This window comes from Nocardia sp. bgisy134, assembly GCF_965341865.1.
Taxonomy (GTDB): Bacteria; Actinomycetota; Actinomycetes; order Mycobacteriales; family Mycobacteriaceae; genus Nocardia.
This window is the reverse complement of record NZ_CBDQZP010000009.1, coordinates 32,217-57,572: the sequence shown is the minus strand read 5'-3', so window position 1 is coordinate 57,572 and position 25,356 is coordinate 32,217. Positions and strand designations below refer to the sequence as shown.

Below are 25,356 nucleotides of genomic sequence, written 5' to 3'. Positions count from 1 at the left end.
TCGCCGCGCGGGCTTTCCTTGCGTGTCTTCCGTCGCTACGGTCGACTCCGGCAATGCCGCTCGCGGGCGTCGGTTCGGAAGGAGATCCGCATGGGTTCAACGGCTTTCGCCGTATTTCTGCCGCTGGCGCTGGCCCTGGTGATGTTCGGGCTCGGGCTGACGCTCACCGTCGACGATTTCGCCAGGGTGCTGCGCTATCCCGCGGCCGCGGCGATCGCGCTGGTCTGCCAGATGGTGCTCCTGCCCGCCGCCTGCCTGGGGCTGATCCTGCTGTTCCGGGTGGAGGGCGCGCTCGCGGTGGGCATGATGCTGCTCGCGGCCTCGCCGGGCGGACCGTCGGCGAATCTGTTCAGCCACATCGCCGGTGGGCACGTCGCGCTGAACATCACACTCACGGCGGTGAATTCGGTGCTCGCGGTGTTCACCATGCCGCTGGTCGTCGCGCTGTCCTACACGGTGTTCCTGGACGGCGAGGGCTCGATCGGGCTGCGGCCGGACAAGTTCGCGCAGGTCTTCGCGATCGTGCTGGTGCCCGTCGCGCTCGGCATGTGGGTGCATCGGCGGTTCACCGACTGGGCGCGGCGGATGCGCGGCGCGGTCAAGGTGTTGTCGATCGTGGTGCTCGCACTGGTGGTCGCGGCGGCGGTGGCGAAGAACTTCGAGACGCTCACCGAACACCTCGGCGAGCTGGCCGCGCTGTGCCTGGTGTTCGCCGTGCTGAGCCTGACGGTCGGGTATTTCGCGCCGCGGCTGTTCGGAGTCGACGACGATCAGGCCGTCGCCTCGGCGATGGAGATCGGCATCCACAACGGCGCGATCGCCATCGCCGTCGCGGTGACGGTGCTGCACAACGACACGATGGCGGTTCCCGGTGCGGTGTACGGCGTGCTGATGAACATCCCCGCCGCCGGGGCGGCCTACCTCCTGGCTCGACGCCGTCGGCCTGTTCGGGCGACCGCCACTGTGTGAGCGGGATCAGACCGGCCGCAGCTCGACGACGACACCGCCCTGCCGCCAGGTCTGGTAGATGTCGGCCTTGTTCGGGGAACCGTCGGCGTCGAACCCGATGCCGCTGAACGAGGCGTTGGTTTTGTTGTCTTTCGCGATGATCTCGAACAGCCGCATCACCTCCTCCTCGCCGGTGTGCACCACGGGATCGAAGCGTTCGGGCGCGCCACCGCGGGTCAGCGTGACCGACGTGCCGGTGCGCAGGTTCTTCACCCACGGCCGCAGCACGGTGCCGACCAGCAACGCGCTGCCGTGGCGGGTGTATGCCACAGGCACTTCGTAGATCTTGCCCGAGGTGCGGCCGACGACGTGCAGCGTCATCAGTCGTTTCCCGACCACCCCGGAGAGCACGGGGACGCGCAGCAGCGAGCGTATTACGCGGTTCACCACGGCCTGATAGCGCGGGATCGGACTGGGACCGCTGGTAGTCGGTGTTCCGTAAGGATTTTCGGGCTTCGATGTGTCGCTCATCCTTCCAGTATCTGTCGATCCCCCGTTGGCTACGCCGAAAGGCTGATCTCGACTCCCCCCGTGGGCGGATGGGCGGGCGGCCGTTTCTCGTTAGATTCGACCAGGCCCGAGTCCGAACTCGTCGAGGAGCGGCGTGACCGATACCGTTGAGCGTCAGGAGCTGGACGTGGCAGGGGAGGAGCGCCCTCCGGCGGCGACCGCGGGTATCGCCGTAGTGGCGGGTATCTCCCTTGCGGTGCTGCTGTTCTCGGCCGCTCGCTACGACTACTTCGGCGACGAGCTGTACTTCCTCGCCGCGGGCCGTCACCCGTCCTTCGGTTACGCCGATCAGGGCCCGGTGCTTCCGATGCTGGCCCGGCTCATGGACACCATCGCTCCCGGCTCGTTCTTCGTGTTCCGGCTGCCCGCGGTCGCGCTGACCACGCTCGCCGTGGCGCTCACCGCGCTGCTGGCCAGGGAGCTGGGCGGCGGGCGCGGCGCGCAACTGCTCGCGGCCGCCGCCTACGCGACCTCACCGTTTCTGCTGTTGCAGGGCAAGATGCTCACCACCAACGCGATCGACACCGCGTTGTGGGTGATCGTCACCTGGCTCGTGGTGCGGTGGGTGCGCACCCGCCGCGACTCGCTGCTGCTGTGCGCCGCGCTGGTGACGGCGCTGGACATGCAGGTGAAGTGGCTGATCCCGTTCTTCTGGATCGTGGTCGCCGTGACCTCGCTGGCCCTCGGTCCGCGCGAGCTGGTCCGGCGCCCGCTGCTGTGGCTCGGCGGCGCGATCGTCCTGCTCGCGACGCTGCCGACGCTGATCTGGCAGGCGGGCAACGGCTGGCCGCAGTTGCGCATGGGCGAGGTGATCAGCGGCGAGCAGGGCGTACTCGGCGGGCGGCTGATGTTCGTGCCCCTGGCCATCCTGACCGCGGGCATTCTCGGCGCGGTCGTGCTGGTGTACGGCGTGTGGGCGCTGCTGCGCACTCCGGCCCTGCGCCCGTACCGCTTCCTCGGGGCCACGCTACTGCTGCTCGTCGCGATCTTCCTGGTGACGGGCGGACGTATCTACTACGTGGCGGGCATGTACGGCGTGGTGCTCGCCGCGGGCGCGGCCGGACTGGTCGAGCAGGCGGGCCGACTGGGTCCCTCGCCGCGGCGGCTGCTCACCGGGGGCGGGTCGGCGGTCGTGCTGTGCTCCGCGGCGCTCGTGCTGTGGTCGACACCGTGGCAGCACCCCGACCACATCGCACCGCCCGCCGACGATGCCGAGGCCGCGATCAACATCGGCGTATACGGCGAATTCGGCTGGCCCGAGCTGACCGCCGCGGTGTCGCGGGCCGCGGCGGCCCTCGCCCCGGCCGAACGCGCGAACGCCGTCGTCGTCACCGACACCTACTGGCAGGCCAGCGTGCTCGACCAGTTCGTCCGCGACGAGCTGCCGCCGATCTACAGCCCGAGCCGCGGCTACGGCTACTTCGGCAGGCCGCTCGACGAGGCGAGCACCGTGCTCGCCGTCGGGATGACCGAGAGCTTCCTGCGCTGGAATTTCGACAGCGTGGAGCCGGTCGGCAAGGCGGACAGCAGGCTCGGCTTCCCCGGCAACACCCAGGACGTCACCGTGTGGAAGTGCACTGGCGCGCGTCATCCGTGGGCCGAGACCTGGCCGGACTTGATGCACCTGTAGCGGGACGTGATTATCTGGAGGCATGACATCTGGGCAGACCGAGATCTGGCACAACCCGCGGTGCTCGAAGAGCCGCGCCGCGACCGCGCACCTGGACGAGACGGGTGCGACCTACACCGTGCGCCGCTACCTGGACGACCCGCCCACCGCCGACGAGTTGCGCGAGGTGCTGCGGCGGCTCGACGCGCAACCGTGGGACATCACCCGCACCGGCGAGCAGATCGCCAAGGATCTGGGCATGGCGGACTGGGGCCGCACGCCCGCCGACCGGGATCGGTGGATCGCGGCGCTGGCCGACAACCCGCAGCTCATCCAGCGTCCGATCGTGCTCACCGGCGACGGCGGCGCGGTGGTCGCGCGCAGCGAGGACACGCTGCGCTCGCTCGACTGACGATCCAGCGAATCCCGGTCTCCCGGGGCCGAATTCGCTCATCCCTGTCCACCGCGCACACGCGGTAGGGTCGGCGGCATGAAGGTAAATCTGCGCCACAACCCCGCCTCCACCGTCGCGCGGTGCTTCCTGGCAGGCGGGGAGCCGATGCGGGTCGAGAGCGGCGCCATGGTCGCCCATTCGGCGGGAGTCACATTGCAGGCCAAGGCCGAGGGCGGCATCCTGGCCGGGCTCAAGCGCTCGGTGCTCTCCGGAGAATCGTTCTTCGTCTCCACCTTCACCGCTCCGCCGCAGGGCGGCTGGGTCGACGTCGCGCCCGCCCTGCCCGGCGACATGCTGAACCTGCAGATCACCCCGGACCGGCCGTACTTCATCAGCCGCGGCGGCTGGATCGCCAATTCGCACGGCGTGCAAGTGGAGAGCAAGTGGGGCGGCTTCGCGAATCTGTTCGGCGGCGAGGGCGGCTTCGGCCTGCGCGCGCACGGCGACGGCGAGATCGTGGTCGGCGTCTTCGGCGCGATCGATGTGATCGATCTGCAGCCGGGCGAACCGATCACCATCGACACCGGACACGTGGTGGCCTACGACCTGGCCATGAACTTCACCATCCGGCGCGCCGTCTCCGGCCGCTCCATTCAGTCGCTGAAGTCCGGCGAAGGCTTCGTCTTCGACTTCGTCGGTCCCGGCCGGGTGCTGCTGCAGACCCGCAATCCCGGCGCGTTCCTGTCCTGGGCCAGCACCGGCGCCTCGTCGAGCTGACCGCGGCGAGGGTCACGCTGCGAGGACTCCCATCCGAGTCCGTCATGTTCGGGTAACCTCCCCGACACCCACATCCGTGATGCTGGGCCCTCCACCTGATGAACTACCCGAAGGATTGCCTTTCATGGAGTTGCTCGAAGTCGTCGCCAACATTCTGACCACGATGCTGTCCCTGGGCAGCGGCAGCGCGGCGTAACTGGTTCAGGCCAGGAGATCGCCGACCAGTACCAGGGTGTCCGGGACGAACGGCCAGTCCGGGTCGGCGAGGTGGGCGCGCAGTTCCGCGTCGGTCCACCACCAGCCGTCGGCGATCTCCTCGGGCTGATGACGGATGGGGCCGTCGTACCGCAGCTCGTAGGCGAACAAATGGCAGCGCATCGGCCTGCCCTCCCATTCCCCGTCCCAGGACGCGCTGGCCATCGGCAGCGGAGGCGCCGCGTCCTCGGTGAGCACGATGCCGAGCTCTTCGGCCAGCTCCCGGATCGCGGTCCGCGCCGGGTCCTCGCCCGGCGCGACGACACCGCCCGCGAGGCAGTCGTGCATCCCGGCGAACACCATCTTCGTGTCGGTGCGGCGGTGTACGTAGACCCGCTCGCCATCCCTCGAACGCACCAGCACCCCGGCACTGGCGTGCCATAGACCCTCGCGGTAGACCTCGGCGCGATCGGCCGCGCCGACCGCGCGACCCTGCCGGTCGTAGACCGCGATCATCTCGCCGGAAGGACCGTCGAAGTTCGGCTGCGCAGACACTGCTCGAGAGTAACCTGGGCAGCGCACGCCACCTGGAGAGAGGACCGTCCGATGGTGCTTCCGCGCATAGTGGCGAGATTCAACCGGCACGTGACCAACCCGGTGGCGGGACTGGTCGCGGGCACGGTGCCGCCCTTCGCTGTGGTGTTGCACAAAGGACGACGATCCGGCCGCGCCTACCGGACACCGGTGTGGGTGTTCGAAGACGACGGCGTCTACCGCATCGCGCTGACGTACGGCCGTGAGACGGAATGGGTCAAGAACGTCCTCGCCGCGGGCGTTTTCGAGCTGGAGACCAAGGGGCACACCGTGACGTTGCGTGATCCGGTGGTGCTGGAGGATCGCTCGGCGGGCTGGGCTCCGCTCGGCGTGCGCCAGGTGTTGTGGGGCATCGCCGCCAAGCACTACCTGCGGGCCACACCCGCTGCCTGACGGCGTGCCCCGGCAGGTCACCGACGGCCACGCCGGGATTTCACGCCCGGTCGCGGCTTCACGCCCGGCATCGGCTTCACCCCTGGCTTCGGCGCGCTGTCCTGCCGCGCCGTGGCCGCCGCTGCCGCCGCGGCCATGACCTCGGCGTCGACGCGGCGGTGGGCGACGTGCTGCTGCGCGAGCGTCCACCCGTTGTTCGCCACCCAGTACAGCAGGATCGCCACCGGAAGCAGTGCGCCGCCGACGAGCGCGCCCGCCGGAAACACCCAGAGCGTCATCGTGTTCAGCAGCGGCAGCTGTGCCGTGGCCGGGTCCTGGCGGGCGATCGCGGCGCGCGCGGTGAAGTGCGTCGCGATGGCCGCCACCAGCATCAGCGTGCCTGCGACCGCGGCGATCGCCACGCTCGGCTGACCGGTCAGCGTGGCCGACAGCGGCGCGCCGAACAGCTTGGCGTTCAGGAAGGACTGCACATCGGCGGCGTCGAAGACGTAGTTCGGGGTCTGCGCGTTCTGTTCGGGCGTCATCGGCGTCGACGTCGCCTGGAAGGGCAGATGGCCGAGCGTTCCGGTGCGGTCGAACGAGCGAAGCACATGGAACAGCGCGAGGAACACGAGCCCCTGGCCGAGCATCGGCAGGCAGCCCGCCAGCACGCCGACACCGTTCTCGCGGTGCAGTTTCTGGATTTCGACGGCCTGTCGTTGCTTGTCGTCGGGATAGCGCTTGCGCAGCGCCTCGATCTCGGGTCGCAGGCGCCGCACGACGGCTTGGGTGCGGACCTGTTTCAGGAACAGCGGATACATGGCCGCGCGGAGCGTGACGACGAGGAACACCACCGCCAGTACCCAGGCCAGGCCGCTGGTGGATCCGAGCAGCGCGGCGAACGCGGTGTGCCAGAGCCAGAGCACGGCGGAGACAGGGTAATAGAGGACATCGAGCATTGGGGGAGCACCTGATTCGGTGAGACGTGCGCGCACACGCACGCGAAGTGGAGATGGTCACGGCGCGGGCCGACCACACCCGCGCCGCGGCGCGGGCCGTCGATCAGCCCGTGACCAGTCCCGGTGCTCGCGGCCGCGGACGGCCCGCCGTATCGGGATTGCTCTGTCGCAGATAGGAACCGCGCCTGCGGCGCTGTGCCGACGGCGGTCCGCCGCGGGCGACGACCAGCGGCGCGACCGCGCCGCCGTGCAGCGCCACCATCGCGAACACCGCGACGGCGAGCACACCGAGCGCGGCCAGCGACGCGTGCTCGGGCAGGGGCGCGACCAGCAGTGCGAGCGCGGGCGCCAGGCACGCGAGCACCGCGAAGGCCGTCAGCCGCACCCGCGAGAACATGGGATCGAGCGTACCGGGTACGGGCGGCGCGGCGTCATGGCGTGTGTTCGGCTTCGCGCCGGCCGTGCGCGGGCTGTCGACGGACCGACGTCCGACGGCGTCCGTCAGGCTCCGTCGCCGAGGTCCCACAGTTCGGCGCGATGCAGCGCGGCGGGCGTCAACCCGAAGGTGCGACGGCAGGTGCGGGTGAGTTGGGTGCTGTCGTCGAAACCGGAGGCGTGCGCGGCGGCGGCGACATCGTCGCCGGAGCGGAACCGGTTGACCGCCAAACGCAGCCGCAGCCACAGGATGTACGGGCGCAACGGCATCCCGACCTGTTCGGCGAACAGGTGCGAGAGCCGGGCGGGGGAGAGCCCGACCCGCTTGGCCACGTCGGCGCCGCGCATCGAATGGTCCGGCACCAGACTCGGCAGCAGCCGCAGCGCCTCGGTCACCGCGCCGTGCCGGTGCGAGCCGTTGGCGGCCGTTGGCGCGCAGCGCAATTCGCGCACGATCGCGGCCACCTGCTCGGCGATCGGCGCGGTGGCCAGCGTCGTTGGCATGACCTGCTGGTCGTCGGCCCAGCCGCCGGCGTGCGCGCGGCGATCGGCGGTGGCGCCCGCCGCGGTCTCGGGATCGAGATAGAGCGCGGCGCCCTCGGCGGCGGTCTCGATCCGGTGCGGCGCGTCGGCGGGCACGATGATCCTGGTGCCGCGGTGGCGCACCCCGCCCGCGTCCATCACCGTGATCGGCGTGCGTGCGGCGAGCACCTGAACGGTGTGGTGGGCGTGCAATGCGGTCGGGCGGATCGCGCCGCCGAAAGCGAGAATCCCGGGACGGAGTAAAGCCGTTGCCCGCCGGTGGGATTCGTCGGGCGTGCGGGCGCCGCCCGGACTACAGGGTGTCGCGGACACCCCGTCGGTGACCAGAGCCTTCTCCATCGGACGCTCCCGGCAGTGAAGCAAGGATCCGGGTTTCGGACCCATCGCCGAGACTATCCGGGTCCCACCGCGGCGGTGAGCGTTTCGGTCAGGTGAGCCAGGAATTCACCCACGATCGGTCGCGCGGACACGGTGGCCGGAACGGGATACGCCGATCACGGTGCGAAAGACGCGGATTCGAGGCGGCGGGCCAGCCGCGCCGCGGACAGCGTCATGGCGTCGGCGGGCCGGTGCGGATCCAGCCCGGTGAGTTCGTGCACGCGCGAGAGCCGGTAGGTCACGGTGTTGCGGTGCACCATGAGCAGCCGCGCGGTGGCGAGCTGATTGAAGCCGGTGTCCACGAACGTCTCCAGCGTCTCGGCGAGCATCGGCTGGGCGTCCAGCGGGGCGAGCAGCCCGGCGAGGCCCGGCCGCGCGGCGTCGCTCGCCGCCACGGTGTACTCGAAGTGCAGATCCGTTCGGCGACAGATGATCTCGCGCCAGGAAAGGCAGCGGCCGAGCTCGGCGAGGACACGCGCCTCGGCGGCCGTCGCGGGGATCACGGCCCTGGCGGACGCGGCCCCGACGCCCACCCAGTACGGCGGGACCCGGCCGGGCGCGTGCGCGGGCAGGCGCGCGGTGAGACCGGCCAGTGCGGCCGCGCCGTCGTCGCCCGTGGCCAGCGGGACCAGCGCGGTCCAGCCGCCGGTGTCCAGCCGCAAGAACACGCCGGGGATGGCTTCGACGCGGTGCCGCAGGGCCGCGGCGGTGCCGCCGTGGCTTCCGCACAGCCGGAACACCGCGACCAGGAAGGCGTCGGCCACCGGTATGACCGGGTCGGCGGCCCACTCCACCGGATCGTGTCCGGCCAGCAGCGCGTCGGCGATGCCGCGGCGGCGCTCGAGCAGTTCCCACCGCGGATCGTGCGACCGCTGGGTGGCCGCGGTGGCGATGCGCGCGCTGACCAGCGTGACGTACTTCAGCAGCGCGGGCGAGGCCTCCAGCAGCAGGCGCTCGTCACCGACCGAATCGCGTAGCCGGTCCCAGAGGAAGACGGCGCCGAGCCGATACCGTTCCAGCACATCGGCCAGCGGGGTGCCGTCGCGCAGCCGGTCCATCGCCAGCTCGACAAGCTCCCTGGTGTCGGCTTCGGACGGCTCGGCGCCGCGCCGGAGATACTCGAAGAACAGGTCGACATTGAGCTTCGCGCCGCGGGCGAAGTCGGTCTCCACCAGCGAGTGCGGCAGTTGCGCGTACGGCGGCAGCGTGCCGTAGAACCCCTCCAGCAGCGACGCCGCGGCCTGGTGCAGGCCGTCGATCGCCGCGGTGCGGTGCGCGTGGCCTCTCGGACCTGCTCTTCCGCCCGCATCGCTCATGCCTCCGCCTCGCTGGCGCTCGGCTCCGTCATGCGCGATGCGCGCTGGCACATGATTCGCTCACTGCGTTCGCTCATGCCTCCGCCTCGCTGGCGCTCGGCTCCGTCATGCGCGATGCGCGCTGGCACATGAATCGCTCACTGCGTTCGCTCATGCCTCCGCCTCGCTGGCGCTCGGCTCCGTCATGCGCGATGCGCGCTGGCACACGATTCGCTCACCACGTTCGCTCATCAGCGCCTCCGAGTCCGTACGACCATCACGAGTACATGGCCTCGATCGTATCGGTGTAGCGGCTCGCGATCGGCGCGCGGCGAAGTTTGCCGGTGGCCGTCAGGCAGTCGCCGCCCGGCTCCCACACCTCGCCGAGCACCACGTACTTCTTGATCTGCTCCACGCGGGAGAGTTTGCCGTTGGCTGCCGCCACCCCTCGCTCGATCTCGGCGAGCACTGCGGGGGCCGTGCCCAGCTCGGTGGGGGAGGCCGCCGCGAGCCCGATTCGCCGGGCGAACGCGGCGGCCAGATCGGGGTCGAGGCAGATCAGCGCGGTGTTGAAGGGGCGCTGCTCGCCGATCGCCACGACCGCGCCCGCCAGCGGGCAGTTCTCGATGATCGTGTTCTCGATGTTGGCCGGGGACATGTTCTTGCCCGCGGCGTTGATGATGAGTTCTTTCTTGCGGTCCACGATGGACAGGTAGCCGTCGGCGTCGAAGGAGCCGATGTCGCCGGTGTGCAGCCAGCCGTCGGCGTCCACCGTCTCGGCGGTCTCGGCCGGGTCGTCGCGGTAGCCGCGCATCACCATCTTGCCGCGGATCAGGACCTCGCCGTCCGCGGCGAGGCGGACCTCCGCGCCGGGCAGCGGCGTGCCGACCGTGCCGATCTTGATCCGGGCAGGACCGTTCAGCGTCGCGCCCGCCGTGCACTCGGTCATGCCGTACCCCTCGCACAACGGCAGACCCATGCCGAGAAAGAACTCGTGCACGTCCGGTGGGATGGCCACCGAGCCCGTCACCGCGACGCGCACTCGGTCAAAGCCGAGCCGCGCCCGCAGCGGGCGCAGCACCAGTCGTTCGGCGACGCTGTGCTGGATCCGCTCGGTGAACCCGAGCGCGCGTCCGTCGGAGGCGGCACGCGCACGGATACGCCCGATGCCGACCGCCCAGCGGACCAGCGTGCGGCGCGGCGGGCGTTCCGCGGCGAAGCGTTCCTCCAGCGCGCCTTTGACTTTCACCCACACCCGGGGCACGCCGAGGAACACCGTCGGCCGCACCTCCGCCAGCGCGGCGGCCACCTGCGTGAAATCCGCGACCGTGGTGATCCGGCCGCCCTCCAGCATGGTCAGGTAGTGCGCGAACCAGCGGTTGGCCGCGTGCGCGTCGGGCAGATAGGAGATGACCCGGTCGTCCGGGCCGCCGCCGAATTGATCGATGACGCGAGAGTTCTCGAGGAAATTGGTGTGCGTCAGCTCGACGCCTTTCGGCGGTCCTGTGGTGCCCGAGGTGTAGACGATGGTGAGCAGGTCGTCGGGACGCACCGCGCGCCACGTCGACTCGAAATCGAAACCCGCGGGGGCCGTGCTCGATTCGAGCGCGGCGAGCGCGACGGTACCGGCCGGCGCCTCGTCCACGACGATCACGCGCTCGACGCGATGCCCCTGCGTGGCGGCCTCGGCCACCGCGTCCAGAATCCGTGACACGAACTGGCTTTCGCAGATCACGGTCCGATTGCCCGCGTTGCCGAACTGGTAGGCGAGCAGGTCGACCGGATTGGTGTTGTACACGGAGAAGGGTGTGGCGCCCGCGTGCAGCACGGCGGTGTCGCACAGGTGGAACTCCGGCCGGTTGGTCAGCATCAGCGCGACGGTGTCGCCGGAGCGGACGCCGAGCGCGGCCAGACCGGTCGCGATGGCGCGCACCCGCTCTCCGTACTCGCGCCAGGTGATGGTCTGCCCGCCGCCGAGGGTGCGCAGCGCGACCGCGTCGGCGTATCGCGCGACGTTCGCCTGGAACGCCGCGCAGAGGGTGTCCGGGCGCACCCGCTCGACCGCCGGAATTGTGGGAGAAGCCAAGACCGCAACCTTCTGCTCGAGTGTGGTCGAGGCAACCCCGCACCCGGGGCGGTGGCGTCGACCTCGTCGTCCGTCCAAGCTCAGCGCATCGCGGACCCCCTTCACCAGGGGCAAAGAACAAGACTGTGCCGCCGTGATTTGTGCACCGGACCAAACGGCGGTGCGCCCGGCATCCCCGGAGCACCCGCCCGGCGGATGGTCCCGAGGTTGTCGGCCGCGGTGCGCTACCGCACACCTGGGCGGTGCAGTTCCCTTGCCAGCGTGAGGAGTTCGGGCAGGTGCGCGCCATCCGACGCGGCGTGCTCGAGTGCGTCCTCGAATGCGAAGGCGCGGACCTCGAGGATCTGCTCGGCGTCGGCGGGGTTGCTAGGGGAGCGGTCGAGGACGACGTCGGCGGCGCACCACAGCCACGCCTTGTGCGGGTGCGGCTGCCACGGCCGGTACGGTTCCGGCGCGTCGCTGGTCGCGTGGTGCGCGCCCAGCCATCGCACCGGGCCGATCGGACGGGCGCCCGCCTCCTCGCGCAGTTCGCGGCGCAGGCACTCGTCGACGGATTCGCCCGCCTCGCGGGTGCCGCCCGGCAGCAGCCAGACGTCGCGGTCGTCGCGGCACAGTACGATCCGCTCGCCGACGAAGCACACGGCGTGCACATTGGTCACCAGCTCGTCGGGTGGCAGTTCGATGGAGAAGCGGACATCGAGGCCGCCCCATTCCCAGCGGGCGGGGGTGTGCAGCAGCGGATAACGCTCGGCGAAACTCACCTGCCCGACGGTAGTTCAGGAAGACGGAACAGCAGGACCTCCGGATCGAGCTGCTCCTCCTCGACGCGAAAAGCGTTGCGGAACAACTCCTGATCGCGATCGTTGCGCCGGATCACGGTGCCGATCTCGGGATTGACCCGGCAGGCGGCCGCGCAGCGCAGCCAGTCGCGGGCGAAGGCGGCGTCCTGGAAGGCGGGGAAGCTGAATCTCGGCCCCATCGCCCAGCACATGCTGAGCATGCCGAGCTGCGCGTCGGCGGGCCAGGAGTCGAAGGCGGCGAACGGCATGACCACCGCGCCGCTGCCGTGCCGGACCATGCGGCCGCGCAGCAGCGTCTCCAGCTCGTCGAGCCGGCCGTAGACGGTGCGGTCGATGTCCTCGTCGGTCAACCGCAGCAGGGAGACGTCCGCGAAAGCGCGATTGCCGCCCGCGACGAGGTCCATCCGGTTCTTCACCGCGTCCCAGGCCGCGTTGACCTCCGCGCCGGTGGCGGCCGAGCCGTCCGGGCGTCGCCACGGCAGCCTGCGGGCCGCGATGAGCGAGGCGGTTCGTTCGGCTGGAGTCGGGGCGGCACGCACCCGCGCGGTGTCGTCGAGCTTGTTGCCGACACCGGTGCTCACGAAACCCTCGGAATCCAGGTACATCCAGGGCACCCGGCCTTCCAACGGCACATTGAACGCCAGCCACACGCGGCGCACCGCGGCCTTCATGAACGATTCCCCTCGTCGAGAGTGCGGAAAGGTTTCATTTCAGCATGGGACGAGGCGGGGCGGTGAACACGAGTAGTGGGCTACTCGTGTTCGCCACCTGGTCTCGGTGCAACGGCGCGGACCAGGGCGGATTCAGCGCTCCCCGGCCAGGAGCCGATAGCAGGTGTGCCACGCCCACTCTACCGGCCCGCGCTCGAAGCGCCGCAGCCACAAGTGGGCGCCCGTCGCGATGATCAGCACGACCACCAGGTAGATCGCGATCGTGAACGGGACCCGCGCCTCGGGGGAGACCCGCGCGGCCAGGCCGAGACCCCAGCCATAGCACAGCGCCGAGGCCACCAGGTTCTGCAGGATGTAGCAGGACAGCGCGGTACGGCCGATCTCGGTGAGCCGCCTGCCCGCGAAACCCAGCCGCGGGCGGCGCAGAAAGAACTCGGCGACTACGGTGAGGATGCCGAAGGCGACGAGCGGCGCGGTGCCGTACCGGGTGAACAGCACCAGATCGCCGCCGAGGACGCCGACGACGAAGTCGATCGGTGCGGCGATCGCGCCGATCAGCATGAGACGCCGCCGGATTCGCGCGCCCTCCGGTGCGAACACGCCCGCCCGGTACAGCCGCGCGCCCGCGAGGAACAGCGCCACCGACATGGCGAACACGAAGACGGCCTCGACGCGGAACGCGAGGGCGTTCTCCAGGCGGAAGACCACCAGGTCCCAGAACGAGCCGTCCGCATAGGGATTCGGGTTCAGCGGCTCGCGCGCGGCCGAATCCGGCTGCGGGGCAAAGGTCATCGCGAGCGCGATGAGCGTCAGCAGTGCCAGATGGACGGCCGCCGCGATCACGAGCCAGCGGCGTTGCGCGCGCTCACCGGTGGCGAGCACGAACGCGACCACCAAGCCGGTCACCGCGTAACCCATCAGCACGTCGAACTCGGCGACGAGCACGAAGTTCAGCAGGCCGTCCAGGAACAGCAGCCCGGCTCGCCACGGATAGCCGCCCGGCCACGCTCGCCCGCGGCGCACCGCCGAGGCCTGCTGGATGGCGAGGCCGATACCGAACATGATCGTCAGCAGGCCGAGGAACTTGCCCTGCGCCAGCTGTTGCAGCATCCGCTCGGTCCACATCCAGCCGCCGTCCGTCGCGGCGCCCAGTTCCTCGATGTAGCCGATCAGGCCCTCGGGATTGGTCAGGATCCAGATATTGGTGCCCAGCGTGCCGAGAATCGCGATGCCGCGCAGCACGTCGAGCGCGACGAGCCGCGCGGGGCGCGCGTCGGCTACGCGGGGCCGCTGGACGGCTCCCGCCCCGGTTTCGGCGATGGATTCGGTCATGTGTCGACTATCCGGCCCGCGCACGGGCGCCGCGATCCTCCGGAAGTACCACCCTCGGTATGACATTGGCCGGTGTCGCCTAGGCTCGAGGTATGCAGCGCATCATCGGTATCGAGGTCGAATACGGCATTTCCACCCCCACCGAGCCGTCGGCCAACCCGATCCTCACCTCCACCCAGGCGGTCCTCGCGTACGCGGCCGCGGAGGGCGTGCCGCGGGCCAAGCGCACACGCTGGGATTACGAGGTGGAGTCGCCGCTGCGCGACGCGCGCGGATTCGACCTGAGCAGGATGAACGGACCGGCGCCGGTGATCGACGCCGACGAGGTCGGCGCTGCCAACATGATCCTCACCAACGGCGCCCGCCTGTACGTCGATCACGCGCACCCGGAGTATTCCGCGCCCGAGGTCACCGACCCGCTGGACGCGGTGATCTGGGACAAAGCGGGCGAACGCGTGATGGAGGCCGCCGCGCGGCACGCCTCCAGCGTGCCGGGAGCCCCCCGGTTGCAGCTGTACAAGAACAATGTCGACGGCAAGGGCGCCTCGTACGGCACCCACGAGAACTACCTGATGAACCGGGACACCCCGTTCAACCAGATCATCGTCGGGCTGACGCCGTTCTTCGTCTCCCGGCAGGTCATCTGCGGTTCCGGCCGGGTCGGCATCGGCCAGTCCGGCGATCACGCCGGGTTCCAGCTGTCCCAGCGCTCGGACTACATCGAGGTCGAGGTCGGCCTGGAGACCACCCTCAAGCGCGGCATCATCAACACTCGCGACGAGCCGCACGCCGATGCCGACAAGTACCGCAGGCTGCACGTCATCATCGGCGACGCCAACCTCGCCGAGATGTCGACCTACCTCAAGGTCGGCACCACCGCGCTGGTCCTTGACCTGATCGAGGCCGGCGAGGACCTCTCCGACCTGCAGCTGGCCCGTCCGGTCACCGCGGTGCACCAGATCAGCCACGACCCGAGCCTGCGCGCCACCGTGGCGCTCGCCGACGGCCGCGAGCTGACCGGCCTGGCCCTGCAGCGGCTCTACCACGAGCGGGTCGCCAAGTTCATGGACCGCGAGGGCAATGAGGACGCCCGCGTGCAGGACATCCTGGACAACTGGGCGATGGTGCTCGATCTGCTCGAGCGCGACCCGATGGAATGCGCGAACCTGCTCGACTGGCCGGCCAAACTGCGCCTGCTCGAGGGCATGCGCCAGCGCGAGGGACTGAGCTGGGCCGCACCGAAACTACACCTGATGGACCTGCAGTACTCCGACGTACGCTTGGACAAGGGCCTGTACAACCGCCTGGTGGCGCGCGGCTCGATGAAGCGGCTGGTCTCCGAGCAGCAGGTGCTCGACGCGATGACCAAGCCGCCCACCGACACCCGCGCCTACTTCCGCGGCGAATGCCTGCGCCGCTTCGGCGCGGACATCGCCGCCGCGAGCTGGGATTCGGTGATCTTCGATCTCGGCGGCGACTCGCTGGTGCGCATCCCGACCCTGGAACCGCGCCGCGGCACCAAATCGCATGTCGGCAAGCTGCTCGACGGCGTGGACACCGCCGCCGAGCTGGTTCGGCAGCTCACCACGTAGCTACGTTCCTCCCGCGCGGGCAGGGTCGCGAATCGGGCGCTGTCCGCGCGGCGAATTGGGCACAGATCCGACATCGTGTCGGCTCGGCTGGGTAGTGTTGTTGTACGAGCACGCACATTGCTCATGATCGGAGCCGTGCTCATACTTTTGGCTCCGGTCATGATGAGGACAGAGGAGGTCGGCTGCCATGGCACAAGAGCAGACCAAGCGCACCGGGGGCGGCGACGAGGACGAGGGTCCCGACGGCGTCGACGCCGCCGGTCAGGAGCGCCGCGAGAAGCTGGCGGAGGATACCGACGACCTGCTCGACGAGATCGATGACGTGCTCGAGGAGAACGCGGAGGACTTCGTCCGCGCCTATGTGCAGAAGGGCGGCCAGTGACAGCAGGTGACCCCATGCGTCTCCACCCGGGGTACGCCCTCTCCTCGTTCACCGAACACCTCCGCGCACACGCACCGGAACTGTTGCCGGGCAACAGTTTCGCCGCGATCGATGGCGCCACCGGACACTCCGGTGGCGCTGTCGCGAAGGACATCGCCCCGCACGGCACCACCATCGTCGCGGTGACCTACCGCGGCGGCGTGCTGATCGCGGGCGACCGCCGCGCCACGCAGGGGAACCTGGTGGCGAGCAGGGACATGGAGAAGGTGTACATCACCGACACCTACTCGGCGGCGGGCATCGCGGGCACCGCAGGCATGGCCGTAGAAATGGTGCGTCTCTTCGCGGTGGAGCTGGAGTACTACGAGAAGATCGAAGGCGTTCCGCTCACCTTCGACGGCAAGGCCAACAAGCTGTCGAAGATGGTGCGCGACAACCTCCCCGCCGCGCTGCAGGGTCTGGCCGTGGTGCCGGTGCTGGTCGGCTACGACCAGCAGGTCACCGATCCCGACCGGGTCGGCCGCATCGTGTCCTACGACGTGGTCGGCGGTCGCAGCGAGGAGCGATTCGGTTACACCGCAGTCGGTTCCGGTTCGATGTTCGCCAAGACGTCGCTGAAGAAGCTGTACGCCAAGGGAATCGACGCGGACCGGGCGTTGCGCATCGCGGTCGAGGCGCTGTTCGACGCCTCCGACGACGACACCGCGACCGGTGGACCGGATCTCGCTCGCGGCATCTACCCGACGATCGTCACGATCGACGAGGACGGTGCGGTGGAGGTTCCCGAGGAGCGTGTGGAGGAGATCGCCCGCGGCATCGTCGCCGACCGCGCGGCGGCGGAGGAAGGGAGCGCCAACGCATGACACTGCCGTACTACGCGTCGGCCGAGCAGATCATGCGCGACAAGACCGAGCTCGCGCGCAAAGGCATCGCTCGTGGTCGCAGTGTCATCGTTCTGGCGTACGACAAGGGAGTGCTGTTCGTCGCGGAGAATCCCTCCGCGACGTTGCACAAGGTGAGTGAGCTGTACGACCGCATCGGGTTCGCGGCCGTCGGCAAGTACAACGAGTTCGAGAATCTGCGCCGCAGCGGCATCCTGCAGGCCGACCTGCGCGGTTACCAGTTCGACCGGCGGGACGTGACCGGAAGGGCGCTGGCCAACGCCTACGCGCAAGCGCTCGGCACGATCTTCACCGATCAGCTCAAGCCGTACGAGGTCGAACTCTGCGTGGCGGAGGTGGGATATCCGGAGCAGTCGCCGCAGTCGGTGCTGTACCGGATCACCTTCGACGGCTCGATCGTGGACGAGCGCGAGTTCGTGGTGATGGGCGGCACGACCGAGCCCATCGTCTCCGCGTTGAAGGGGTCCTACCGGCCGGGTCTCGACCTGGCAGGCGCGATCGGCGTCGCGGTCAAGGCGTTGCAGGCCGGGATTCCGGAGGGCGCCGACAAGGACAAGCGGGTGCTCGGCGTGAGCTCGCTCGAGGTGGCCACGTTGGAGCAGGCGCGGCCGCGCCGGGCGTTCCGCAGGATCTCCGACGCCACGTTGGAGAAGTTGCTGCAGGCCGGCAAGCCGGGGGCGAAGACCAAAGTGGTCGAGCTCCCCGAGGAGTCGTCGGACTCGGAGTAGTCGAAGACGAGGGCCCGCGCGAGACCGCTCCGAGGCGGTCCCGTGCGGGCCTTTCGCGGTTCCGAGCGCGTCTCGTGCGGAGCCGTGCAAAATTCCGGCGGGTCGGCGCGCGTCGGCGGGACGTCGGAAGATCTGTCGTGCGACGCCGATGCGGCCGACGATTCTGTGTGCTTCCGTGCGCTCGGCGCACGGGTTTTCGCCGCGGCCCACGGGCCGAAATCCGCGTCTGACCGGCCGAGTGCACCGGGCATACGGTGCCGAATCGTTGTGAAGCCGTATGCGTCCGTGTTGTCCGCAGCGCCACGCGAGTACATGACATGGCTGTAATGTCGATAGTGTGCAGCGACGAATCATGGGGATCGAGACCGAGTTCGGTGTGACATGCACCTTCCACGGTCACCGTCGGCTGTCCCCCGACGAGGTAGCCCGGTACCTTTTCCGCCGGGTCGTGTCCTGGGGCCGTAGCTCTAACGTGTTCCTTCGCAACGGCGCTCGGCTGTATCTCGACGTCGGCTCGCATCCGGAGTACGCCACGGCCGAATGCGACAGTCTGCATCAGTTGGTCACCCATGACAGGGCGGGCGAGCGGGTGCTCGAGGAGTTGCTGATCGATGCCGAGCAGCGCTTGGCCGAAGAAGGCATCGGCGGCGACATCTATTTGTTCAAGAACAACACCGACTCGGCGGGCAACTCCTACGGCTGTCACGAGAACTTCCTCGTGGTGCGCGCGGGCGAGTTCTCCCGGATCTCCGACGTGCTGCTGCCGTTCCTGGTGACCAGGCAGCTGATCTGCGGAGCGGGCAAGGTGCTGCAGACGCCGAAGGCGGCCACGTTCTGCCTGTCGCAGCGCGCCGAGCACATCTGGGAGGGCGTCTCCTCGGCGACCACCCGATCGCGCCCGATCATCAACACCCGTGACGAGCCCCATGCCGACGCCGAGAAGTACCGGCGCCTGCACGTGATCGTCGGCGACTCGAACATGTCCGAGACCACGACCATGCTGAAGGTGGGCACGGCCGCGCTGGTGCTGGAGATGATCGAGGCGGGCGTCTCGTTCCGCGACTTCGCGCTGGACAACCCCATTCGCGCCATCCGCGAGGTCAGCCACGACCTCACCGGACGTCGTCCGGTGCGACTGGCGGGCGGCCGGCAGGCCAGCGCGCTCGACATCCAGCGCGAGTACTACGCGCGCGCCGTCGAGCACCTGCGCAACCGGGATCGCGATCCGCAGATCGACCAGGTCGTCGACCTGTGGGGCCGCACCCTGGACGCGGTGGAGGCGCAGGACTTCGCCAAGGTGGACACCGAGATCGACTGGGTGATCAAGCGCAAGCTGTTCCAGCGCTACCAGGACCGCTACAACATGGAGCTGTCCGATCCCAAGATCGCCCAGCTGGACCTGGCCTACCACGACATCAAGCGCGGCCGCGGCGTCTTCGACCTGCTGCAGCGCAAGGGCCTGGCCAAGCGCATCACCGAGGACGAGGCGGTGGATGCGGCGGTCGACACCCCGCCGCAAACCACGCGCGCCAAGCTGCGCGGCGATTTCATCACCGCCGCCCAGGAGGCCGGTCGCGACTTCACCGTCGACTGGGTGCACCTCAAGCTGAACGACCAGGCGCAGCGGACCGTGCTGTGCAAGGACCCGTTCCGCTCGGTCGACGAGCGCGTCGACCGGCTGATCGCCTCGATGTAGCTCGATGTAGTTCGGAAACGCTGGTCCGCGACCTCCAGGTCGTGGACCAGCGGCTTGTCGGCGGGACGAAATCCGAGCATCGAACGAGGTGCCGTCACGCCGATCCTGCCTAATGTGGGACGCATGACGGACACGGATGTGCTCGACGAGCTGCTCGCTCTCGAAGGTCGCGGCTGGGACTCGCTGTGTGCGAGCTCGGGCGCGGACTTCTACGGCGCCCTCATGACCGACGACGCCCTGATGATCCTCGCCAACGGCATGGTGCTCGACCGCGCCGGCGTCGTCGACTCCCTACGCCACGCACCCCCGTGGCGCACCTACGAAATCCAGGACCCGCGCCTGGTGCACGTCGGCCCTGACGCCGCGGCCCTGATCTACATCGGCGTCGCCTACCGCGAAGACCCCACCCCAGCCTTCCGCGGCATGATGTCGAGCATCTACCTCCGCACCACCGACGGCTGGCGCCTGACCTGCTACCAACAGACCCGTTTCCCGGAGGAGTAATCGCGCTGGTTCAGCGCCAGGGGAGCGCTAAACTAGCGCTATGGCGACTATTCAGATCCGCGATGTTCCCGAGGAAGACGCCGAGGTACTCCGGCGGCGCGCTGAAGCGGCCGGAATGTCGCTGCAGGCGTACATGCGCCGGGAGCTGATCAGCATGGCTCGGCGCCGGACCAAGGTGGAGGCCCTCGCGGAGATTCGCGAGGCACTGGCCGAGGATTCCGGGCCTGGTGTCGACCGCGACTTCGTCCTGGAAACCCTGCGGGAGCTGCGAGGTGAGTGACGAGATTGTCGTCGATGCGTCGGCCCTCGTGGATGCGCTGTTGCGCGATGACGCGGCTGGCGTCGCGCTGGCCAAACGAATCTCGGAGTCCGTCTGCCATTCGCCGCACCTCATCGACGCCGAGGTGGGTAGCGTGCTGCGGCGTGCGGAGCGGAAGGGGCTGATCTCGGAACGCACCGCGCTCACCTGCATGCGGTTGCTGAAGTTGCTGGTGGATGAGCGGTATGCCCACCACGATTGGTTATCGGTCGAGGCGTGGAAGCTTCGCCATTCGGTCACGTTCTACGACGGGCTCTATGTCGCGCTGGCGGCACGGCTGGGGATCCCCTTGCTGACACGCGACGCGAAACTAGGGAATGCGCCGGGTCTGCCCTGCGTGGTGGAGCTGATCGAGTAGCCAACGGCGCGAGTGGACGGACGTACGGCTCTTTCATGCCGGCACGGGAGTCAGCCCTCGGCGAGGTAGCGCTCGACCGACTCGACCTTGGCCGTCATCGCGTCGGTGACGCCGGGGCGGATGTCGGCTTTCAGGACGAGGCTGCAGCGCGGGGCGATGGCGAGGATGGCGGCGGTGGCGTCTTTCACGACGCGCATCACCTCGTCCCACTCGCCCTCCAGCGTGGTGAACATGGCGTCGGTGCGGTTGGGCAGTCCGCTGGCCCGGACGACGCGCACCGCCTCGGCTACCGCGGGGCCGACATCCACTCCCGCGCCGAGCGGAGTCACTGAGAAGGCAACGATCACCGGATCATTGTCCACCGCGGGCGGCGATCGCACGGCCACGAAACGCGCGCCGCCGCGCGGTGACGTCGCGGTGGCGATTACCCTCTATCGGGTGGCGATATCCAAGGTCGAGCGGCTGATGAATCTGGTCATCGCGCTGCTGTCGACCCGGCAGTTCTTGAGCGCGGAGCGGATCAGGGAAAGCGTCGCGGGCTACGAGGACTCGGCCAGCGACGAGGCGTTCAGCCGAATGTTCGAACGGGACAAGAACGAGCTGCGCGACCTGGGCATTCCGCTGGAAGTCGGACCGGTGAACCGGTATTCGACGCTGGAGGGGTACCGGATCAACCGCGACGCCTACGAGCTACCCGACATCGATCTGAGCGACGAGGAGGCTGCGGCGGTCGCGGTCGCGGTGCAGATGTGGGAGTCCCCTGAGCTGGCGGCCGCCGCCGAAGGCGCCCTGCTCAAGCTGCGGGCCGCGGGCATCCACGTCGAAACCGACGCGGCCGTGGCGTCGGTGCCCGCCGTGCCCGCCCGCACCCGCGGTTCGGAGCCGGTGCTCGGCAAGCTGCTCGCGGCGGTCGACGCCGGGCAGGCCGTCCGCTTCGAGCATCGCGGCGCGGTCAACGCGCCCTACCTGATGCGCGACGTGGAGCCGTGGGGCGTGGTGACCCATCACGGTCGCTGGTACTTGGTCGGCCACGACCGCGACCGGGACGCGGTGCGCAGCTTCCGGCTCTCCCGTATCGGTGACGACGTGACGCCGTACGGCCCCGTCAACGCGGTGCACAAACCCGACGACGTCGACCTGCGCGCGATCGTCGCGCGGGTCACCAGCAGCGCGCCGGTCAGCGGCTCGGCCACGGTATGGGTCGCCGACGGACGCGGCCAGGAGATCCGCAGGCTCGGCCAGGTCGTCGAGGAACGTACCGTCGGCGACCGCGGCGGCATGGTGGTCGAGGTTCCCGTCCGCTCGCGCGACTGGCTGGCCAGGCTCATCACCGGCCTCGGACCGGACGCCCTGGTCCTCGCGCCCGACGATCTGCGCGCCGACGTGGTCGCCCGGCTACGTTCGGTGTTCGACACGACGGAGGTGCGGGCGTGACGACCAGCCGGCTCTCGGTGCGGCTTTCCCGGCTGCTCAACATGATTCCGTACTTGATCGCCAACCCCGGCATCAGCGCGGCGGACGCCGCCGCCGACCTCGGCGTGACGACCAAGCAGCTGATGAGCGACTTGAATCAGCTGTGGATGTGCGGCCTGCCCGGCTACGGTCCGGGCGATCTCATCGATCTCTCGTTCTCGGAGGAGAGCATCGAGGTCACCTTCTCCGCGGGCATCGATCGGCCGCTGCGGCTGACCTCCACCGAGGCCACCGCGCTGCTGGTTGCCCTGCGATCGATCGCGGAGATGCCGGGCATGGTGGACCCGACCGCCGCGCACGCGGCCATCGCCAAGATCGAATCCGCCATCTCCGGCGGCGCCCCGCGGCTCTCCGACGACGCCCTGGCGACCCCGGTGGAGGCGCCCGCCGTAGCGACCGTGCGCTCGGCCCTGGCTCGTCAGCACGCGCTGCGCATCATCTATTACTCGGCCAGCCGCGATGTGGTCTCCGAGCGGGTCGTCGATCCGATCCGGATCGTGCTCGTCGACGACAACAGCTATCTGCAGGGGTGGTGCCGGGAGGCCGAGGGCGTGCGGCTGTTCCGCTTCGACCGGATCGAGGCCGCCACCGAACTCGCCGAGGCCGCCCGCCCGCCGAGCCACGCCGCCACCGAAGCGGCCGCCTCGCTCGACCTGTTCCAGGACGACCCGGCGGTCCCGTTGGCGCGGCTGCGCATCCGCGGCGACTACGGCTGGGTACTCGACCAGTACCCGATGCACCGGCTTGCCGTGCATCCGGACGGCAGTCTGGAGACGACCATGCGCTTCGCCACCCTGGACTGGATGGCGCGCCTGCTGCTCGGCTTCGGCTCGGGCGTGACCGTACTCGGTCCGCCGGAGCTGATCGCCGCCGTGCGCGAGCGATCCAACGCGGCGCTCGCCGCGTACCGGGACGCCGGACTAGAGGAATTGGAGTGAGGTGACCGAGCTCGGCAACATGCCGCGGCGAGTCATGGTGCTCGGCGCGGGCAGCATCGGCGTCTTCGTCGGCGGCAAACTCGCGGCGGCCGGTGCGGACGTCACGTTCGTCGGCAGGCAGTGGTTGCTCGACGAGGTCGGCGCCTCGGGCCTGCGCCTGACGGATCTCGAGGGCGGTGAGGTACTCGTCTCGCCGGACCGGCTCACGCTCGCGACCGGCCCGGAGGACGTCGGCTCGGCCGATCTGGTGCTGGTCGCGGTGAAATCCGGGGCGACCGCGAGCGCGGTGCGCGAGCTGACCGGCAAGATCCGTCCCGGCACCGTGGTGCTGAGCCTGCAGAACGGCATCGGCAACGACTCGGTGATCAGGGAGATCCTGCCCACCTGCGTGGTGCTGGCCGGGATGGTGATGTTCAACGTCGTGCACCACCCGGAGGGTCGCTTCCACCGCGGCACCGAGGGCGGGCTCGCGGTGCAGGACGATCCGGCGCTGGCCGAGTATGTCCAGCTCTTCGAGCGGGCCGGGCTGCCGCTGCGCCGCTACTCGGATCTGCGGCCGGTGCAGTGGGCCAAGCTGCTGCTCAATCTGAACAACCCGATCAACGCGCTGTCCGGACGCCCGCTGCGCGAGGAGCTCGCCGACCGCGACTACCGCCGCTGCCTGGCGCTGACGCAGCGCGAGGCACTGGCCGCGATGCACAAGGCGCGCATTCGCCCGGCCCGGCTCACCCCGCTGCCGCCGGAGCTGATGACCCGGCTGCTGACCGTGCCCGACGGCCTGTTCCGCCGGGTCGCGGGGCAGGTGCTCGCCATCGATCCGGTGGCGCGCTCCTCGATGGCCGACGACCTCGCCGCCGGACGCAAGACCGAAATCACCTGGCTCTGCGGCGAAATCGTCGGCCTCGGCGCGATGGTCGGCACGCCGACTCCGGTGAACGAGCGACTCATCGAGCTCATCGTCGCGGCCGAGCAGGGCCACGGGCGGGCCTGGACCGGGCCGGAGTTGCTCGCGCAACTGCGCGCCGCCGCTGCTGCCGAGCCGCCCCTATAGCAAAAGTCGAGGTTGAACGCCCGGTAAACGGGCGAAGTGGGCGAGTTCGGGCGCCAGGCGGTCCGGTAGCATCGGAGCTACCACAGTCTTGGGAGGTAACAGATGTCAGGCACGTTCAGCTGGTCGCACCTGCTGATCATCGCGCTGCTCTTCGTGGTGTTGTTCGGCGCGAAGCGGCTGCCGGACGCCGCGCGCGGCCTCGGGCGGTCCTTGCGCATCTTCAAGAGCGAGGTCAGCCAGATGCAGAACGAGGCGAGCCCCACCGCGGGCGCCGCACCCGCACAGCAACCCGCGCAGCAGCTGCCGCCCGCGCAGCCCGTGAACCAGGCGACCACGCCGCAGACCGAGACGAAATCGGCCTGAGTCGAATGCTCCCGTCGGGGTGAGTTCGGACTCACCCCGGTCAGTGCTGTTCGGCGGTCCGTGAAGGCTTCGGTCCCTGAACCCACGGGACGCGATACCGCCGCGCCTGGCGCGGCACTCGAGCACAGGGGCAATCCACAGATATGCGAATCCCGTTCGATCCCCGGCGCAGCAGGCGCAGGACGAATCCCGACGGCACCATGTCGTTGGTCGAGCACCTGCAGGAACTGCGCACCCGGTTGCTGAAGTCGCTGTTCGCGGTGCTGCTGACCACCGTGCTCGGCTTCCTCTGGTACTCGCATCCGTTCCTCGGCATCGAGAGCCTCGGCGAGATCCTGCGCGGACCGTACTGTTCGCTGCCGCCCGAGGCCAGGGCCGCGCTGACCCCCGACGGGTCCTGCCGCCTGCTGGCGACCGCGCCGTTCGAGCAGTTCATGCTCCGGTTGAAGGTCGGTTTCACCGCGGGCGTCGTGCTCGCCGCGCCGATCTGGCTCTACCAGATCTGGGCGTTCATCACGCCCGGCCTGTACGCGAAGGAACGCAAGGTCGCGGTCGGCTTCGTCACGTCGGGCTCCGCGCTGTTCGCGGCGGGCGCCGTGCTCGCCTACGTCGTGGTGGCGCACGCGTTGGACTTCCTGCTCACCATCGGCGACAACGTGCAGATCACCGCCTTGAGCGGTTCGCAGTACTTCGGCTTCATCATCCAGCTGCTGATCATCTTCGGCGTCAGCTTCGAGACGCCGCTGCTGATCATCGGGTTGAACATGATCGGCGTGCTCACCTACGAGCGGCTCAAGGCGTGGCGGCGCGGCCTCATCTTCGGCCTGTTCGTCTTCGCCGCGGTGGTCACCCCGCAGGACCCGTTCTCGATGCTGGCGCTCGCGGCCGCGCTGACGGTGCTGTTCGAAGTGGCGGTGCAGATCGCCAGGATCAACGACAAGCGCAAGGCGCGCAAGGACGCGCTGGCCGCGCTGACCGACGACGAGGCCTCCTCGATCGCCATGCCGGAGCCGATCACGCCCGCGGAGTCGATCATGGATCCGGCGGCAAAATCCACGCGACCGGTGTCGGACTACTCCGATACTCTCTGAA

29 protein-coding genes are annotated in these 25,356 nt (G+C 69.4%); 18 read left to right on the top strand and 11 right to left on the bottom strand.

Going from position 1 to position 25,356, the window contains the following annotated elements:
- Positions 1-90: 90 nt before the first annotated feature.
- Positions 91-969, top strand: a complete 879-nt coding sequence (locus ACRWNM_RS17365) for a bile acid:sodium symporter family protein (protein ID WP_431968671.1) — start codon at positions 91-93, stop codon at positions 967-969.
- A gap of 6 nt (positions 970-975) precedes the next feature.
- On the opposite strand, the gene ACRWNM_RS17360 is transcribed toward ACRWNM_RS17365, so the two are convergent.
- A complete protein-coding gene (locus ACRWNM_RS17360) occupies positions 976-1,479 on the bottom strand; it encodes a hypothetical protein (protein WP_431968669.1) in 504 nt (167 codons plus the stop codon).
- Positions 1,480-1,612: 133 nt separating this feature from the next.
- Between ACRWNM_RS17360 and ACRWNM_RS17355 the strand changes: the two genes are divergently transcribed.
- From ACRWNM_RS17355 to ACRWNM_RS17345, 3 genes are all read left to right on the top strand, one after another.
- Entirely contained in the window at positions 1,613-3,148 is a 1,536-nt protein-coding gene (locus ACRWNM_RS17355; protein ID WP_431968667.1) for a glycosyltransferase family 39 protein, read from the top strand.
- Between the two features lie 22 nt (positions 3,149-3,170).
- A complete protein-coding gene (locus ACRWNM_RS17350) occupies positions 3,171-3,539 on the top strand; it encodes an arsenate reductase family protein (protein WP_431968665.1) in 369 nt (122 codons plus the stop codon).
- 78 nt (positions 3,540-3,617) lie between these two features.
- A complete protein-coding gene (locus tag ACRWNM_RS17345; RefSeq protein WP_431968663.1) occupies positions 3,618-4,298 on the top strand; it encodes a TIGR00266 family protein in 681 nt (226 codons plus the stop codon).
- 201 nt (positions 4,299-4,499) lie between these two features.
- Here ACRWNM_RS17345 and ACRWNM_RS17340 read toward each other — a convergent pair whose 3' ends face one another.
- Positions 4,500-5,009, bottom strand: a complete 510-nt coding sequence (locus ACRWNM_RS17340; protein WP_431969093.1) for an NUDIX hydrolase — start codon at positions 5,007-5,009, stop codon at positions 4,500-4,502.
- 90 nt (positions 5,010-5,099) lie between these two features.
- On the opposite strand from ACRWNM_RS17340, the gene ACRWNM_RS17335 reads away from it, so the two are divergent.
- Entirely contained in the window at positions 5,100-5,480 is a 381-nt protein-coding gene (locus ACRWNM_RS17335; protein WP_431968661.1) for a nitroreductase family deazaflavin-dependent oxidoreductase, read from the top strand.
- Between the two features lie 17 nt (positions 5,481-5,497).
- Here the strand turns inward: ACRWNM_RS17335 and yidC are convergent, their stop codons facing one another.
- The 8 genes from yidC to ACRWNM_RS17295 all read right to left on the bottom strand — a co-directional run bounded on the left by yidC (position 5,498) and on the right by ACRWNM_RS17295 (position 13,958).
- Positions 5,498-6,418: a membrane protein insertase YidC gene (gene yidC, locus ACRWNM_RS17330; RefSeq protein ID WP_431968659.1), complete on the bottom strand. Its 921-nt coding sequence runs from the start codon at positions 6,416-6,418 to the stop codon at positions 5,498-5,500.
- A 103-nt stretch (positions 6,419-6,521) separates the two neighbouring features.
- Complete coding sequence (locus tag ACRWNM_RS17325; RefSeq protein ID WP_431968657.1) at positions 6,522-6,815, bottom strand: DUF6412 domain-containing protein; 294 nt, start codon at positions 6,813-6,815, stop codon at positions 6,522-6,524.
- Between the two features lie 104 nt (positions 6,816-6,919).
- Entirely contained in the window at positions 6,920-7,735 is an 816-nt protein-coding gene (locus tag ACRWNM_RS17320; RefSeq protein ID WP_431968655.1) for a helix-turn-helix transcriptional regulator, read from the bottom strand.
- A gap of 155 nt (positions 7,736-7,890) precedes the next feature.
- Entirely contained in the window at positions 7,891-9,090 is a 1,200-nt protein-coding gene (locus ACRWNM_RS17315) for a PucR family transcriptional regulator (protein ID WP_431968653.1), read from the bottom strand.
- 256 nt (positions 9,091-9,346) lie between these two features.
- Positions 9,347-11,155 carry an AMP-dependent synthetase/ligase gene (locus ACRWNM_RS17310; RefSeq protein WP_431968651.1) on the bottom strand — a complete coding sequence of 603 codons (1,809 nt, stop codon included), beginning with the start codon at positions 11,153-11,155 and terminating at the stop codon, positions 9,347-9,349.
- Positions 11,156-11,379: 224 nt separating this feature from the next.
- Positions 11,380-11,916 (bottom strand): NUDIX domain-containing protein, encoded by a 537-nt coding sequence (locus tag ACRWNM_RS17305; RefSeq protein ID WP_431968649.1) that lies wholly within the window; start codon positions 11,914-11,916, stop codon positions 11,380-11,382.
- Positions 11,913-12,626, bottom strand: a complete 714-nt coding sequence (locus ACRWNM_RS17300) for a hypothetical protein (RefSeq protein WP_431968647.1) — start codon at positions 12,624-12,626, stop codon at positions 11,913-11,915. The genes ACRWNM_RS17305 and ACRWNM_RS17300 overlap by 4 nt, the downstream gene beginning before the upstream one ends.
- 132 nt (positions 12,627-12,758) lie before the next feature.
- The gene (locus tag ACRWNM_RS17295) at positions 12,759-13,958 is read right to left on the bottom strand and encodes a DUF418 domain-containing protein (protein ID WP_431968645.1); all 1,200 of its coding nucleotides are present in this window, start codon (positions 13,956-13,958) and stop codon (positions 12,759-12,761) included.
- A gap of 92 nt (positions 13,959-14,050) precedes the next feature.
- Between ACRWNM_RS17295 and dop the strand changes: the two genes are divergently transcribed.
- The 8 genes from dop (at position 14,051) to ACRWNM_RS17255 (ending at position 20,439) form a co-directional block, all read left to right on the top strand.
- On the top strand, positions 14,051-15,550 hold the full coding sequence (gene dop / locus ACRWNM_RS17290) for a depupylase/deamidase Dop (protein WP_431968643.1): 1,500 nt from the start codon (positions 14,051-14,053) through the stop codon (positions 15,548-15,550).
- 187 nt (positions 15,551-15,737) lie between these two features.
- Positions 15,738-15,932 (top strand): ubiquitin-like protein Pup, encoded by a 195-nt coding sequence (locus tag ACRWNM_RS17285; RefSeq protein ID WP_067781199.1) that lies wholly within the window; start codon positions 15,738-15,740, stop codon positions 15,930-15,932.
- A 14-nt stretch (positions 15,933-15,946) separates the two neighbouring features.
- The gene (gene prcB, locus ACRWNM_RS17280; protein ID WP_431968640.1) at positions 15,947-16,795 is read left to right on the top strand and encodes a proteasome subunit beta; all 849 of its coding nucleotides are present in this window, start codon (positions 15,947-15,949) and stop codon (positions 16,793-16,795) included.
- Complete coding sequence (prcA, locus tag ACRWNM_RS17275; RefSeq protein ID WP_431968638.1) at positions 16,792-17,562, top strand: proteasome subunit alpha; 771 nt, start codon at positions 16,792-16,794, stop codon at positions 17,560-17,562. Before prcB ends, prcA begins: the two co-directional genes overlap by 4 nt.
- 337 nt (positions 17,563-17,899) lie before the next feature.
- Positions 17,900-19,258 (top strand): Pup--protein ligase, encoded by a 1,359-nt coding sequence (gene pafA / locus ACRWNM_RS17270; protein ID WP_218024195.1) that lies wholly within the window; start codon positions 17,900-17,902, stop codon positions 19,256-19,258.
- A 123-nt stretch (positions 19,259-19,381) separates the two neighbouring features.
- Positions 19,382-19,762: a nuclear transport factor 2 family protein gene (locus tag ACRWNM_RS17265; protein WP_431968635.1), complete on the top strand. Its 381-nt coding sequence runs from the start codon at positions 19,382-19,384 to the stop codon at positions 19,760-19,762.
- Positions 19,763-19,802: 40 nt separating this feature from the next.
- Positions 19,803-20,042, top strand: coding sequence for a FitA-like ribbon-helix-helix domain-containing protein (locus ACRWNM_RS17260; protein WP_431968633.1), 240 nt, complete (start codon positions 19,803-19,805; stop codon positions 20,040-20,042).
- Positions 20,035-20,439, top strand: coding sequence for a type II toxin-antitoxin system VapC family toxin (locus ACRWNM_RS17255; RefSeq protein ID WP_431968631.1), 405 nt, complete (start codon positions 20,035-20,037; stop codon positions 20,437-20,439). Before ACRWNM_RS17260 ends, ACRWNM_RS17255 begins: the two co-directional genes overlap by 8 nt.
- A gap of 50 nt (positions 20,440-20,489) precedes the next feature.
- Here the strand turns inward: ACRWNM_RS17255 and ACRWNM_RS17250 are convergent, their stop codons facing one another.
- Positions 20,490-20,786, bottom strand: a complete 297-nt coding sequence (locus ACRWNM_RS17250) for an MTH1187 family thiamine-binding protein (RefSeq protein WP_431968629.1) — start codon at positions 20,784-20,786, stop codon at positions 20,490-20,492.
- A gap of 91 nt (positions 20,787-20,877) precedes the next feature.
- Between ACRWNM_RS17250 and ACRWNM_RS17245 the strand changes: the two genes are divergently transcribed.
- The 5 genes from ACRWNM_RS17245 to tatC all read left to right on the top strand — a co-directional run bounded on the left by ACRWNM_RS17245 (position 20,878) and on the right by tatC (position 25,355).
- Positions 20,878-21,873 (top strand): helix-turn-helix transcriptional regulator, encoded by a 996-nt coding sequence (locus ACRWNM_RS17245; RefSeq protein WP_431968627.1) that lies wholly within the window; start codon positions 20,878-20,880, stop codon positions 21,871-21,873.
- Positions 21,870-22,850 carry a helix-turn-helix transcriptional regulator gene (locus tag ACRWNM_RS17240; protein ID WP_431968625.1) on the top strand — a complete coding sequence of 327 codons (981 nt, stop codon included), beginning with the start codon at positions 21,870-21,872 and terminating at the stop codon, positions 22,848-22,850. Before ACRWNM_RS17245 ends, ACRWNM_RS17240 begins: the two co-directional genes overlap by 4 nt.
- Positions 22,851-22,869: 19 nt before the next feature.
- Positions 22,870-23,901 (top strand): 2-dehydropantoate 2-reductase, encoded by a 1,032-nt coding sequence (locus tag ACRWNM_RS17235; RefSeq protein ID WP_431969091.1) that lies wholly within the window; start codon positions 22,870-22,872, stop codon positions 23,899-23,901.
- A 102-nt stretch (positions 23,902-24,003) separates the two neighbouring features.
- A complete protein-coding gene (tatA, locus tag ACRWNM_RS17230) occupies positions 24,004-24,264 on the top strand; it encodes a Sec-independent protein translocase subunit TatA (protein ID WP_431968623.1) in 261 nt (86 codons plus the stop codon).
- A gap of 143 nt (positions 24,265-24,407) precedes the next feature.
- Positions 24,408-25,355, top strand: a complete 948-nt coding sequence (gene tatC / locus ACRWNM_RS17225) for a twin-arginine translocase subunit TatC (protein ID WP_431968621.1) — start codon at positions 24,408-24,410, stop codon at positions 25,353-25,355.
- Position 25,356 lies beyond the last annotated feature (1 nt).

Coding starts and splice junctions, on each gene's coding strand:
- ACRWNM_RS17360 (WP_431968669.1), bottom strand. CDS start 1,479: ATGAGCGACACATCGAAGCCCGAAAATCCTTACGGAACACCGACTACC.
- tatC (WP_431968621.1), top strand. CDS start 24,408: ATGCGAATCCCGTTCGATCCCCGGCGCAGCAGGCGCAGGACGAATCCC.
- prcA (WP_431968638.1), top strand. CDS start 16,792: ATGACACTGCCGTACTACGCGTCGGCCGAGCAGATCATGCGCGACAAG.
- ACRWNM_RS17315 (WP_431968653.1), bottom strand. CDS start 9,090: ATGAGCGATGCGGGCGGAAGAGCAGGTCCGAGAGGCCACGCGCACCGC.
- ACRWNM_RS17320 (WP_431968655.1), bottom strand. CDS start 7,735: ATGGAGAAGGCTCTGGTCACCGACGGGGTGTCCGCGACACCCTGTAGT.
- ACRWNM_RS17265 (WP_431968635.1), top strand. CDS start 19,382: ATGACGGACACGGATGTGCTCGACGAGCTGCTCGCTCTCGAAGGTCGC.
- dop (WP_431968643.1), top strand. CDS start 14,051: ATGCAGCGCATCATCGGTATCGAGGTCGAATACGGCATTTCCACCCCC.
- ACRWNM_RS17285 (WP_067781199.1), top strand. CDS start 15,738: ATGGCACAAGAGCAGACCAAGCGCACCGGGGGCGGCGACGAGGACGAG.
- tatA (WP_431968623.1), top strand. CDS start 24,004: ATGTCAGGCACGTTCAGCTGGTCGCACCTGCTGATCATCGCGCTGCTC.
- ACRWNM_RS17325 (WP_431968657.1), bottom strand. CDS start 6,815: ATGTTCTCGCGGGTGCGGCTGACGGCCTTCGCGGTGCTCGCGTGCCTG.
- ACRWNM_RS17350 (WP_431968665.1), top strand. CDS start 3,171: ATGACATCTGGGCAGACCGAGATCTGGCACAACCCGCGGTGCTCGAAG.
- ACRWNM_RS17345 (WP_431968663.1), top strand. CDS start 3,618: ATGAAGGTAAATCTGCGCCACAACCCCGCCTCCACCGTCGCGCGGTGC.
- ACRWNM_RS17295 (WP_431968645.1), bottom strand. CDS start 13,958: ATGACCGAATCCATCGCCGAAACCGGGGCGGGAGCCGTCCAGCGGCCC.
- ACRWNM_RS17340 (WP_431969093.1), bottom strand. CDS start 5,009: ATGATCGCGGTCTACGACCGGCAGGGTCGCGCGGTCGGCGCGGCCGAT.
- ACRWNM_RS17235 (WP_431969091.1), top strand. CDS start 22,870: ATGCCGCGGCGAGTCATGGTGCTCGGCGCGGGCAGCATCGGCGTCTTC.
- ACRWNM_RS17365 (WP_431968671.1), top strand. CDS start 91: ATGGGTTCAACGGCTTTCGCCGTATTTCTGCCGCTGGCGCTGGCCCTG.
- prcB (WP_431968640.1), top strand. CDS start 15,947: ATGCGTCTCCACCCGGGGTACGCCCTCTCCTCGTTCACCGAACACCTC.
- ACRWNM_RS17260 (WP_431968633.1), top strand. CDS start 19,803: ATGGCGACTATTCAGATCCGCGATGTTCCCGAGGAAGACGCCGAGGTA.
- ACRWNM_RS17335 (WP_431968661.1), top strand. CDS start 5,100: ATGGTGCTTCCGCGCATAGTGGCGAGATTCAACCGGCACGTGACCAAC.
- ACRWNM_RS17300 (WP_431968647.1), bottom strand. CDS start 12,626: ATGAAGGCCGCGGTGCGCCGCGTGTGGCTGGCGTTCAATGTGCCGTTG.
- yidC (WP_431968659.1), bottom strand. CDS start 6,418: ATGCTCGATGTCCTCTATTACCCTGTCTCCGCCGTGCTCTGGCTCTGG.